Source organism: Niameybacter massiliensis (genome assembly GCF_001282685.1).
GTDB classification, from domain to species: domain Bacteria; phylum Bacillota; class Clostridia; order Lachnospirales; family Cellulosilyticaceae; genus Holtiella; species Holtiella tumoricola.
Genome location: NZ_LN875035.1, coordinates 2,366,727 through 2,379,193 on the forward strand (window position 1 = coordinate 2,366,727; position 12,467 = coordinate 2,379,193).

A 12,467-nucleotide genomic window follows, 5' to 3' on the forward strand; every position below is an offset into this window, starting at 1 on the left:
TTTAGTTTCACTTTCCACTATTTTCTTTATACAAAAGAAGCTCTTCTTGCCATATCTAAACTACTTTTAAGACAAAGCTTTCCATATCCCCAACTAGGATCAGGAAAACTTACACCTTCTACATCCCGGTTAGCCCCTCGCAATAAGTAGGTTCGTATGCTTTCACCATATAAAAAAGGATTATTATTTTTTACAATCCCCCATTCCATCATTAAAGCTACTGCTCCTGTTACATGAGGTGTTGCCATACTCGTTCCTGATAGTGTTTGATAACCTCCTGTATAACTTGCTGCTGTTATATTAACACCTGGTGCTACCAAATCTGGTTTTACTTGAATGGGTGCTCTTGTATAACCTCTTCCTGAAAATGGAGCTATTTGATTTTTTACACTGTCATAGGCACCTACTGTTATGACATAGTTTGCTGTAGAAGGTGTAGTCAATGTACGGTCTGGTGTATTACTTAAAAAGAATGTCTCATTTCCAGAAGAAGCAATTGTTTGCCCCCAAACGCTGAATTCTCCGTCTATAACGTTATCACCAATAATTCTCAACTGCCATATACCTGGCATAATATATCCATCTTCTAATCCCCCCATAAATACTGCAAATTCTATATTACCATTAAGTGGGGATGGCCCTGCAAAGGCTGGATATACTCTACTATTTCCTAGCACATATCTTTTAACTGGTGTTGAATAAGAAATACGTGGTGTACTTTTCCCATCAGGTCCAATAAGTTGAAAAGATAATTGATCTACAGAGTTTTGCCATACAGAAAAATTATAAGTTCTTTTATTGGGACCCATTTGAAAACTAATGGTTTGAATTTCCCCTTGTTGCACTTTTCCACCTACATGATTTCGTGAAAGACCTTCATTTCCTGATCCAACTGCAATATTATTTTTCCATTCTTGTGCCGCATCATTTAAATAGATTTCTATAAGCGAAGTTCCATTATGAGGCCCTTCATTCATGCCAAGGCTTAAATTAATTGCAATAGGTTTATTTAACTGTCTAGCTTTCTCAATCACATAACGAATGCCTAACATAATATCTGCTGTACGTACTAAGTTAGTGACTGATGGATTTCCTAACTTCACAATTACAAACTCAGCTTCTGGTGCTACGCCAACAATACGTCCTCCTGAACTTCTCCCATTACCGCCAGCTATTCCAGCTACATGAGTACCATGCCCTAAACTATCTTGACTAGGAACTATACGCAACCTCTCTGCTTGTGTAGATGCTCTAAGTGCTTCATTGATACGTACTTGACTATATTCACTACCTTCTAAATACCCTATTGGAGGCTCTCCTTCTATTGTTTGATCCCATATACTTACTATTCTTGTTGTTCCATCATCATTACGAAAATCTGGATGGGCATAGTTAATACCCGAATCTACAATTCCAAGTAATACGCCATTCCCCTTTAGCTGATAAGGTAAATTGTTTTGAACTGTTGTTATGCAACTTGCTTTTAAGCTTTGTTCTAAATTATAGACAAAATCTTTTGGTGCTTCCATATATTCAATTTCTGGATAACTTAACAAAATCTTTGCTTTATCTAATGGCAATACAACGATAGCAATTTGCTCATTTATTATCTGTACCAATGCACCTACCTGTGCAGCAACACTTTCAATATCTCCGTGATATTTTACAATAAGTCGCTGGTCTCTATTTGCTAATAACTGGTTTCTATCTTCATCTGACATGGTAAAAAGTATGTTAAGTTCGGCATCGGTTTTCGGTTCCATAACTATCCTCCCTCCTTATTGGTTATAAATCGTTTTAAGTGCCTCTAGTACAGCACTCACACATAATATTCCATAGCCATAAGCTGGGTTGGGGTAGCTATCAAATTGTGTCGGTCTTTTCGCATATTTAATAACAAGTCCCTTTAAAGCCTCCCCATAAAGGTAACTTTCTGGATTAACACGTAATCCATATTGCATAAACAATGCATAGGCTCCGCACACAAATCCACTTGCTACACTACTGCCTGAATAAAAAGTATACTTATCTTCTGTTCCTGCCTCTGGCACCATCACATTTAATCCAGGTGCTGCCACATCTGGTTTAACTCTTCCATCTGCCGTGAATCCTCTACCAGAAGTATTTAAAATTTGTAGTGTCTTACCATTAATGGAGGCTACACTTGTAATAAGTTCTGCTGTTGAAGGAATTGTAAGTGTTGTAAAAGGATCTGGTTCTAAAAAGCGAGCTGTCCTTATAACAGGGTTGGTTACTGTAGACCAAATATTATAACGACCATCAATAATGTTATCTCCTATAATTTGTATCGTCCATATACCTGAATCCACTGTGGCCGTTCCAAAACCTTCTAATAAAAGAACCAACGTTTGTACTTGAGCAGTAAAGGGATCTGTAGATATATTAATAAGTACTGAAGTATTACCAAATACATAGGCTACATTTCCATTCATATCTGGTATAATATCTGTTTTTTCTCCATTTGGAGCAATAATTACAAAGGACATCCCATCTACATAATTTTTATATAAATTAGATGTGTAAAATTTTTGTCCAGCATCAATAGCTATTTGCACATTTTTTATCTCACCTTGGCTAACTCTTCCACTTGTATGTCTTTCTTTATTCGCTTCATTTCCTGTACCAACTGTCATATTACTAGGCCATACTAAACTCATCTGATTCATAAAAACTTCCAAACTACTTGATCCAACATGCCCCCCTTCATTAAGCCCTACACCTGCCACTAAACTTAGTGGCATATTGAGTCTCGTTGCCTCTGAGATAGCAAAAGCAATACCTCTCATAACATCTGCATTGGTTGGCCCTCTAAAATCTTCCAATGTAGTCCCTCTACTATTCATCTTAACAATAAGTAAATCTGCCTCCGGCGCTATACCTATGTTCTGCCCACCTGAAGCTCTCCCATTACCTGATGCTACACCTGCCACAGCTGTTCCATGTCCTAATACATCTACACTGGGCACAATTTCTAACCGCTCTATTATACTATCTTGTTGCAATGCTTCATCAATTTGCTTGTTACTATAATAGGCTCCTATAGAAAAGCCTTGTGGCGGGGTTCCCTCTATACTTTGATCCCATAATGCTAAAATACGTGTCGTTCCATCTGCATTTCTGAAATCTAGATGGCTATAGTCTATCCCCGAATCAATAACTGCAAGAAGTACACCCTTGCCTGTTACATTATAACTTTGAGGCCTATGAATACTATAAGGGGCACAAACTGCATTGGAATTTTCAATAGCAATATATTGCATCACACGTGGCAATTCAATATAAAACACACTATTCTCATTGGATAAAGCATCTATATAGTCTTTATTAATTTTGACAAAAGCAAATCGATCGCTAATTTCATTATAGCTAAAAGGTATCCTGTTATTAACTTCTGAAAGTTGTTCAAAGTACTGAACAATTACTGTCCATTCCTGTTCTAAAATATTTTGTCCTGTCACTTCCTCAAAAGCCTCTACAGAAACATATTGCTCATACAGTAAAACCAGTTGCAAAAGCGGACTAAGCTTATTAAGATTCATATGCTCCTCCTTTATACAAGTATTAAACTATTTTGAAAATCCAATTTACCATACCCCTCTATGTTATTCGGATAAACTTGATTTGGACTACGTCTCGCTCCTCTAATAAGAATGGTCTTTGCAATACGAGTATTCATCGGAAAAAAATTCTTTTTTAAAATAGCCCATTCTAGTAATAAGGCGCATGCTGACGATGTTACGGCTGTAGATACACCTGTACCACTATACCTACTATATCCTCCTGTTAAATTAGGTGCTAAAACATTTACTCCTGGTGCTATTAAAGTAGGCAGTATCACCATATTACGTGTTGGGCCTCTACTTGATCCTGCATAAATACTCTGGTCTGTTCCATTATAAGCACCTACAATCAGACTCTCATAGGCATTCCCTGGTGTTGTAATCGTCATATTGACATCTGGTTGCAAAAATCTCGTATCTTCTCCCACGAATCCTTGCCTAGGAAGCCATACATTATAATCTCCTGCTACTACACTTTCCCCATATACTGTAATAGACCAAATCCCAAGCGTAGGATTTGAGAACCTAAAGCGTATATTTTGATCTCCTGATGTAACATCTGAAACAACATACTCTACCTCTAACCTAGCATTTTCTAATGGAAAGGTATATGCTTGAACTTGAATATTATTAACTGGAATTTTGCCTGTACTTCCTCCTAAAGGCGTGCGAACTGAAACCGTTAGCTTATCTGGAGATGTAGCCCATAAGTACATAACAAATCCTTTCTCATCTGCTCCTACATTCACTTCAAATAGACTACTTCCTCCTTGTGTAACTTTGCCACTATAGTGATGTCCTTGATTGGCTTCATTCCCACCTGATATAGTAAAAATAACATTTTCAAAAGTACTTGCAGTTTGTAAATATCTTTCTGAAACCGTATCACCGTCATGCCCACCTTGATTACTTCCTATTGCAGTGCAAATAGCAATAGGCATATTAAGGTCTTTAGCCAGATTTAATAAGTAATTTACCCCTGTTAAATAATCATCATCTTGATAGGCTACTGCTCCTTCCTTAATGAGGTATATGTCTCTTAAATACTGTTTAGCAGGCTTTAACTTTACTACTGCTAATGAAGCATCTGGGGCTCCACCTACATATCCACCAGGTACACCTCTTTCATTGCCTGCTGCTATAGCTGCAAGCATGGTCCCATGTCCATTTTCATCAGTACTTGGAACAATACTTAATGGATCATTCGATTTTAAAGCTTGATTAATTTGCTCTTCTGTATAAATGGTTCCATAATCATATACGGGACCACCTGTTCCCGGTATACTTTGATCCCAAATACTTACAATACGTGTCGTATTGTCTTCATATGTAAAGAGAGGATTTGTATATTGTATCCCTGTATCTATAAATCCTATTAATACACCCGTTCCTCTTAACTCACCAAACGGATAATTATGGAAAGTTGAAATGTTACTTTGCTCTACAGCATCAATGGCATTTAAACCAAGCAATATGGGTAAATAGATTGAACCTATCTCTTGTTGTAATGCTTCAAATTCATTTTGTGCACTTTCTGGTACACTTAGAATAATAAGACTAGAACTTATGGGCGCAAAAATTAAATTAGGGTAGCGCTGTTTGAAACTTTCAATAGAAATAGGTGTTTCTATTAAATAATCTTTATATTCTTCCATTCATTCACCTCACCTACAAAAAAACTGCCTGCAAGCTTTAATATTAAAACTTTCAGGCAGTCTCAAGTGCTATCTCTTACTATTCATATGACAAGGTTTATTCTTTTATTATTTTTTTCATTAAGTTTTCTAGCCATTCTAACAAATCTTCTTGGATTTTTTTCACTTCATCATCTAAATCATGCAGTAAGTCATGCATACACCCGTCATATTCCTTGATTACTTTATCTTCAAACGGTATGGTCTGTACAATCTCCCTATTTCTACTAATAGGAATCACATGATCTTCCGTTCCTAATAAAAAGAGACAAGGGACATGATATTCCGGTGCATGTGCTTTAGCATAATCCACACCAATACGTAAAAACTGATCCATAAAACGCATCGTTGCAAAGGAGTTACTGATTTTATCATCTTTGAACAATTCTCTATAAATCTCATTTCTTGTTGCTAAGCTTTCTCCTATACGATGAACCTTTAAGTCTCCTGCTACTAACCCAAGACTTTCATAAAAAACACCAGGGAAATTTTTCATCCCAACGGGTACACCTAAGGCTGGAGATGCTAAAATCTGTCCTTCTACTTCTTTCCCATATTTAAGTCCAAAAATAAAAGTTATCAGCCCCCCCATTGAATGTCCATAAGTAATAATAGGTTTATTATAAACGCGCTTCAATGACTTGACTAAATAATGTAGATCTTCTACAAAATCAAAAAAGTCCTCTATATCTCCCTTATCTCCTTCTGAAAAGCCATTCCCTCTATGGTCAATGACACATACACCATAATTATGCTCAATCAAAAATTTCGCAAAATCTATATACCTTCCTGAGTGTTCCATAAAGCCATGTGCAATAATAATAATTGCCTTACAGCTAGAAGGAATATCCTTTCTACAAAAAATCTTTACATCATCTTTTCCATAAATATAACTTTCCATTAGGTTCATCTTTTCACCCTCTACTTACTGTACTCTCTTAATATACAATCGATCATCTTGCTTGCTTCTGATTTAGAAAAAGCTTCAATATCTTTTTCTAATGCTATTTTATGTGTTTTACACAAATTTAATAAGTAGTTTTTTTGTTTTGCTGTAATTGGAGAATGTTTAGGTACTTTCCAATCATTAACTTTCGGTATAAATAAGTGTGGTGCTTGATCTATAAATCCTTCTTGTAAATTTCTAAGAAGTTCATAAGTTGCGTAAGCATCGTCATAAGCTCTATGTGCATTGACTAAATCTATACTATAATGATTGCAAAGATCACCTAATTTTCTACTTGGTAAATCTGCTAAAACCTGTCTGGAAATAATTAATGTATCTACTGTATGATAATTAAATTTTAAGCCTAATCGCTCAGCCTTTACTTTCAACATTCTATAATCAAATAAATCTATATTATGTCCTACTAAAGGTAAATCACGACAAAAGTTAATAAATTCTGGCATGACTTCTTCTATATTTCTAGCATCTTCTACCATTTCATTTGTAATCCCCGTAATAGATGTAATATATTCTGAAATTGTTTCATTAGGTTTTACCAATGTACTAAATTTTTCTTTTGGTTGTCCATTTTCTACATATACAGCACCAATTTCGATAATATCACTTTCTAATGGTTTTGTCCCTGTTGTTTCTATATCTAAAACAATGTAGTTTTTCATCCTCGTTCTCCTTACAGTCATTTCTTAGTCTATTTTACTCTATTTTCATTAGAATGCAAATTGAAAATGACATCCAGTAAATTTGCACCAATTATTTTTGATTATTTTATTGACAAAAATCTTTAAATAGACTTAATTGCATTTTTTTAATATGCAAGATATAGTATATACTGAACATAAAAATCATATATATAGTACTAAACAGGGTATAACTGGAAATAACTTAAGGGGGATTATCATGGAGTATTACGTAATTAAAAGAGATGGAAGAAAGGCAAGTTATTGCCGCGACAAGATTCAAAATGCTATTAGACGTTCTGCATCTGACTCAAACTTAGTCCTAGATGTTGACAAAATTACTGACGAAGTCGAAAAACGTATCTACGATTCAAGTTGCTATGAAATTACTGTAGAACAAATTCAAGACCTTATCGAACAAACTTTAGATGATCTTGAACTTAGTACAGTAAAAAATACATATGCTAACTACCGTAAAGAACGTACACGTATCAGAGATCTGAAATCTGAGCTTATGGATACAGTTCATGCGATAGGAATTGAAACAGATCGCGACAATGCAAATGTAGGTAACAACTTCTCTTCTAAACTCTTACGTATTGCTAGTGAAACAAACAAATGGCATAACCTATCTACTATGCCAAAACATTTAGCAAAGCTACACGAACTGGGGGACTTATATTATCACGATTTAGATAGCTACAACTTAACCACCAACTGCCTTCACATTGATACAGGTACAATGTTTGAACAAGGCTTTAACACTGGATATGGTACTATAAAAAAACCTAAACGTATTGAAACCGCTGCTGAACTGAGTTGCATACTTTTACAGTCTTCACAAAATGACATGTTTGGTGGGCAATCCCATGTTAATTTCGATAATGATATGGCGCCTTATGTAGGCTATACACGTACTGAAATTATTGAAGAATACAAACCATTACTGGATATTATGAATGAAGATGCCTTTAAAAGCTTTGTAGAGAAAAAGCTAAATACACGTGTTCATCAAGCCATGCAAGGTATTGTTTATAACTTAAACACTATGCATTCACGTGCAGGTTCACAAGTACCTTTTAGCAGCTTAAATATTGGTATTCCTGACTCTAGTGATGCAGCACTTGTATGTGAGGCCTTTCTACTCGAATATGAAAAGGGACTAGGCAAAAATGAACAGCCTATTTTCCCAAATATTATCTTCCGTGTTAAAAAAGGTGTGAATAGAGAAGTGAATGATCCTTATTACTATCTCTTCAAGTTGGCTTGCCGCGTAGCAGCATCTCGTATGAATCCAACTTTCATGAACATTGATGCAGACTTTAATCTTCACTATTACGAGAAAGGCATCTTGCCAGCTACAATGGGATGCCGTACTTACGTATGTTCTAATGTGAATGGGCCTGAAGGTCCAAATAGACGTGGTAACAATGCACCGACAACAATCAACCTCCCACGCCTTGGTATATTAGCAAATAAAGACTTAGACCATTTCTGGCAACTCTTAGATGAACGTCTTCACCAAGCACGTGAATCTTTAATGCATCGCTATGAAATCTTAAAACACCTTAAAGTCAAAGACTTACCTTTTGTAGCTGGTCAAGGTCTTATGCTTGGTTCTGAAGGCCTTTCACCTAATGATTCTATCGATCCAATTTTAAAGAACGGTACATGGTCTATTGGCTTTATCGGTCTTGCAGAAACACTTACTGCACTTGTTGGTTCTCATCATGGTGAAAGTGAACAAGCACGTGAGCTAGGTTATCGCATTATTCAGCGTATACGTAACTTTACAGATAAAGCAACACTAGATACACATCTTAACTGGAGTTGTTATGCTACACCTGCCGAGGGGCTAAGCGGACGTTTTATTGCCCAAGACTTAGCACGCTTTGGTAGTATTGAAGGTGTAACTGATAAAGAGTACTATACCAACAGCTTCCATGTACCGGTAAACTATCCTGTATCTATTATTGATAAGATTCAAATCGAGGCACCATTCCATCAAATGTGTAATGCAGGACATATTAGTTATATTGAGGTAGATGGTTATCCAGATGGAGAAACTATTGAACGTATTATCCATTACGCATACTCTGAATCAAATATTAGTTATATCGGTATTAACTTCCACTTACGTTATTGCAAAAACTGTGGTAACACGATTAATGATGGTGTTAAAGCATGTCCGGATTGTGGCAGTACGGATATTCAAGGCATCAGCCGTGTTACGGGCTACTTAAGCTTAGATGAACGTTTTGGCACTGGTAAATCTGCTGAACGTCATGATCGTATTTCTCACGATGGTAGCCAAAGACATACTTATACCGTATGCTAAATTTACTTCAAGAAGCCGGCCCTACTTTACAAGTAGCTGGCTTCTTAGACCATTCTTTTGTTAATGGTGAAGGCTTTAGGAGTGTTGTCTTTCTCTCCGGCTGTAATCACCATTGTCCTGGCTGCCACAACTTAAGTATGCAAAGCTTTAATTATGGAGATACACTTTCCTCCAAAGACGTTTTTGAAAAAATAAAGAAGAATGCCCCACTTATCAATGGGGTAACTTTCTCAGGAGGAGATCCTTTTGAGCAAAGTGAAAGACTGGTTCCTCTTCTAGAAAACATTAAGTCACTTGGACTTACTATTTGGTTTTATACTGGTTACACTTACGACCAACTTCTTGAAAACCAATCTTTTAGTCAGCTACTTCCCTATATAGATGTGTTGGTTGATGGGCGTTTTGAAGAAGCTTATAAAACGGATACAAAAAAATACGTTGGCTCCTCTAATCAACGTATTTTAAAACTTCTAGATGGATCTATTCAAGAAGAACTCTGCTTCTAATATAAATTTTCTTTTATTCTATTAAAGTAGTAGGTTCAAGTGAAATATTAACCAATTTCACTCGAACCTACTACTTTGTTTTTATTATGCATCTTGCTCAATTATACTTTCCATTTTTATTTATCTTATACAAATTTTCTTTTATTTTTCTCATTTCTTAGAAATTCACTTTTTTTATTTCCAGAAGAAAATCGGTCGAAAAATACAGTTTTTTGGCGTACTGAATCGTTTTAATTTTGTAAACTTTTATCTCTATACATTATTTTTATCTTGTTGTATAACTATCTTATAACCAATATAAAAGTGCAGCTTGAATACCCATCCTAGGCAAGTCTTCTCGCTGTACCACTAAAAATAAGTTTTGCAACTTTTACTCCTCCCTCTGATAAAGGTGAATGAATTTATTTTTAGGTACTACCCCTTTAAGTGGTGGCAACTTCCTGGGTTAGTTCATCTATCTTGTAGATACATCATTTTTATAGCCACATTCAATTGGATTATGCCTTTATAGATATCGTCTGCTACGATATGTCTTAATGCAGTCAACCAACTTGGCAACCTGCCGTGATAACTATCTCAATAGCGCTTTCACCTATGGAACCCAATACAGGTATACTGGCCTTAAGCCTAATCTAGGCATACTACATTCTAAAGGATTGCCTTCTGAATGGGACTTTCTCCATGTATCTATACATTTGCCACAATAATGTAAGCTAGCCTAAGTCTACCTATGTTTATTCAGAGGGAAGGGAGATTTAGGCTGGCTTGCATTGCTTTTCCCGGGAAAACTAATGCTTTAAAATAAAAAGGTTATGTAATTGCTTGATTAAGCCACTACATAACCTTTTTCTATTTTTTCCATTTGAATAACACAATACCTACTATAATAATGCCTACAGCAAGTACCTTTGTCCATTGAAAGTCAGTCTTCTCTGTTCCAAACCATCCTAAAAGTTCAATAAGGTATGAACCTACTAATTGAGCTATCAGAATAAGCATGGTTGCTCCGGCTGGGCCCATCTTTGATATGGATAAAATAACGGTGTACACAATACCTGCTCCAAGTACACCCCCTAATAAGTAAAACTTATTCACACTTTTTAATCCACTTAAATCTGCATCTCTTACAAATGCAAGTACGATTAAAGAAGTTAAAAGTCCTATTGCATTTACAATAGCATTAGTAAACCATAATCCAGCCTTTTCATTCACACGTGTATTAAAAACACCTTGAATACTCATTAAAAGACCGGATATTATTGCAACTATACTCGCCACATCTTCGCCTCCACTAACCTTTTATCCGATGACTTGTATTTGTCATTCTGGGTTAGTTTGAGAAAAACATGAACTTTTTATACACTTATCTTCTTCTATAAAAGATGAATACCATGTTTTTCACATGTTTCGATCATTTCATCTGGCCAACTTGATGCCTGTACTTCGCCAACATGGATTTTATGAAGGAAGAACATACAGATACGTGACTGCCCAATACCACCACCAATTGTATAAGGTAACTTTTTATCCAGTAATAAGCTATGGAACTCTAAGGCTTTACGTTCTTTACAATTTGCAAGCTCTAATTGACGTTCTAAGGCTTCTTCATCTACACGTATACCCATTGAAGAAAGTTCGAACCCACTTTCAAGGATTGGATTCCAGAACATAATATCACCATTTAAACTCCAATCATCATAGTCTGGCGCACGTCCATCATGTCTTTCCCCATTTGAAAGGACATCACCAATTTGCATAATGAATACTGCTTTCTTTTCTTTACAAATTGCATTTTCTCTTTCTTTTGGACTTAATTCAGGATACAGTTGTAACAGTTCTTCTGAGGTAATAAAAGTAATTTCTTCAGGTAACCATCTCTCTAACATTGGATACTCATGAATAATATAGTTTTCTGTTTTAGCAAAAGCATTGTAGATTCTTCTAACTGTATCTTTTAAGTAATCTACTGTACGCATTTCTTTTGTAATAACCTTTTCCCAGTCCCATTGATCCACATAGATAGAATGTAAGTTATCTACTTCTTCATCACGTCTTATAGCATTCATATCTGTATAAAGACCTTCACCTACTTCAAAGTGATAACGTGCTAGTGCCATACGTTTCCATTTAGCAAGAGAATGTACAATCTCTACAACTGCTCCATGATCATCTAATACATCAAAGCTTACTGGTCTTTCAGTCCCATTTAAATTATCATTAAGTCCTGTCTCTGGTTTAACAAACAAAGGTGCAGATACACGTGTTAAACAAAGTTCATAAGCTAATGCTGTTTCAAAGTAATCTTTCAGTTTTTTAATTGCTACCTCAGTTTCTCTTAAATCTAGTTGAGAAGTATAACCTTCTTTTAAAAATAAATCCATATTCTTCACCCTTTCTAAAATAATAAAAAAACCTTCATCCCATTCATAAATTATGAAAGGGACGAAGGTTATAATTCGCGCCACCCTATTACATTCATACACGTACGGAATTCTCGATACGCTCTAGATATAACGGTCTACCCCGTCTAAGCCTACTCACTTACGTTTTCGGTTAGCAGCTCCAAGATGTTCTTCAACTAAAACGTGGCCGCTGGCTTTCACCTATCCCAGCTCTCTGTAGACATTGTACTTAGCTTACTCTTCTTATCATTGCTTTTCAAATAATATGTTTTGAATTATATATAACTTTATTCTTATTGTCA

The 12,467-nt window shown here is 35.7% G+C and carries 9 protein-coding genes and 1 other annotated feature; of the genes, 2 read left to right on the forward strand and 7 right to left on the reverse strand.

Features of this window, described 5'->3' with window-relative positions; translation table 11 throughout:
* Nucleotides 1-26: 26 nt before the first annotated feature.
* The 5 genes from BN2390_RS22305 to BN2390_RS16830 all read right to left on the reverse strand — a co-directional run bounded on the left by BN2390_RS22305 (nt 27) and on the right by BN2390_RS16830 (nt 6,901).
* The gene (locus tag BN2390_RS22305) at nt 27-1,763 is read right to left on the reverse strand and encodes a S8 family peptidase (protein ID WP_053985464.1); all 1,737 of its coding nucleotides are present in this window, start codon (nt 1,761-1,763) and stop codon (nt 27-29) included.
* Nucleotides 1,764-1,778: 15 nt separating this feature from the next.
* Nucleotides 1,779-3,560, reverse strand: coding sequence for a S8 family serine peptidase (locus BN2390_RS16815; RefSeq protein WP_053985465.1), 1,782 nt, complete (start codon nt 3,558-3,560; stop codon nt 1,779-1,781).
* Between the two features lie 11 nt (nt 3,561-3,571).
* The gene (locus BN2390_RS16820; RefSeq protein WP_053985466.1) at nt 3,572-5,236 is read right to left on the reverse strand and encodes a S8 family peptidase; all 1,665 of its coding nucleotides are present in this window, start codon (nt 5,234-5,236) and stop codon (nt 3,572-3,574) included.
* A 97-nt stretch (nt 5,237-5,333) separates the two neighbouring features.
* On the reverse strand, nt 5,334-6,176 hold the full coding sequence (locus BN2390_RS16825) for an alpha/beta hydrolase (RefSeq protein WP_198524938.1): 843 nt from the start codon (nt 6,174-6,176) through the stop codon (nt 5,334-5,336).
* A gap of 20 nt (nt 6,177-6,196) precedes the next feature.
* Nucleotides 6,197-6,901: a 3'-5' exonuclease gene (locus BN2390_RS16830; protein WP_053985468.1), complete on the reverse strand. Its 705-nt coding sequence runs from the start codon at nt 6,899-6,901 to the stop codon at nt 6,197-6,199.
* A gap of 238 nt (nt 6,902-7,139) precedes the next feature.
* Here BN2390_RS16830 and nrdD point away from each other — a divergent pair, with 238 nt between their 5' ends.
* Both nrdD and nrdG read left to right on the forward strand, forming a co-directional pair.
* The gene (gene nrdD / locus BN2390_RS16835; RefSeq protein WP_053985469.1) at nt 7,140-9,257 is read left to right on the forward strand and encodes an anaerobic ribonucleoside-triphosphate reductase; all 2,118 of its coding nucleotides are present in this window, start codon (nt 7,140-7,142) and stop codon (nt 9,255-9,257) included.
* The gene (gene nrdG / locus BN2390_RS16840; protein WP_053985470.1) at nt 9,251-9,763 is read left to right on the forward strand and encodes an anaerobic ribonucleoside-triphosphate reductase activating protein; all 513 of its coding nucleotides are present in this window, start codon (nt 9,251-9,253) and stop codon (nt 9,761-9,763) included. The genes nrdD and nrdG overlap by 7 nt, the downstream gene beginning before the upstream one ends.
* Before the next feature lie 849 nt (nt 9,764-10,612).
* On the opposite strand, the gene BN2390_RS16845 is transcribed toward nrdG, so the two are convergent.
* A complete protein-coding gene (locus BN2390_RS16845) occupies nt 10,613-11,041 on the reverse strand; it encodes a DMT family transporter (protein ID WP_278308276.1) in 429 nt (142 codons plus the stop codon).
* Nucleotides 11,042-11,136: 95 nt separating this feature from the next.
* Nucleotides 11,137-12,144, reverse strand: coding sequence for an aspartate--ammonia ligase (asnA, locus tag BN2390_RS16850; protein WP_053985471.1), 1,008 nt, complete (start codon nt 12,142-12,144; stop codon nt 11,137-11,139).
* 54 nt (nt 12,145-12,198) lie between these two features.
* Nucleotides 12,199-12,424: a binding site (T-box leader), on the reverse strand.
* Nucleotides 12,425-12,467: the final 43 nt, after the last annotated feature.

Bases quoted from the DNA above. Each gene is read 5' to 3' on its own strand.
- BN2390_RS22305 (WP_053985464.1), bottom strand. From the start codon at position 1,763: ATGGAACCGAAAACCGATGCCGAACTTAACATACTTTTTACCATGTCA.
- BN2390_RS16815 (WP_053985465.1), bottom strand. From the start codon at position 3,560: ATGAATCTTAATAAGCTTAGTCCGCTTTTGCAACTGGTTTTACTGTAT.
- BN2390_RS16820 (WP_053985466.1), bottom strand. From the start codon at position 5,236: ATGGAAGAATATAAAGATTATTTAATAGAAACACCTATTTCTATTGAA.
- BN2390_RS16825 (WP_198524938.1), bottom strand. From the start codon at position 6,176: ATGGAAAGTTATATTTATGGAAAAGATGATGTAAAGATTTTTTGTAGA.
- BN2390_RS16830 (WP_053985468.1), bottom strand. From the start codon at position 6,901: ATGAAAAACTACATTGTTTTAGATATAGAAACAACAGGGACAAAACCA.
- nrdD (WP_053985469.1), top strand. From the start codon at position 7,140: ATGGAGTATTACGTAATTAAAAGAGATGGAAGAAAGGCAAGTTATTGC.
- nrdG (WP_053985470.1), top strand. From the start codon at position 9,251: ATGCTAAATTTACTTCAAGAAGCCGGCCCTACTTTACAAGTAGCTGGC.
- asnA (WP_053985471.1), bottom strand. From the start codon at position 12,144: ATGGATTTATTTTTAAAAGAAGGTTATACTTCTCAACTAGATTTAAGA.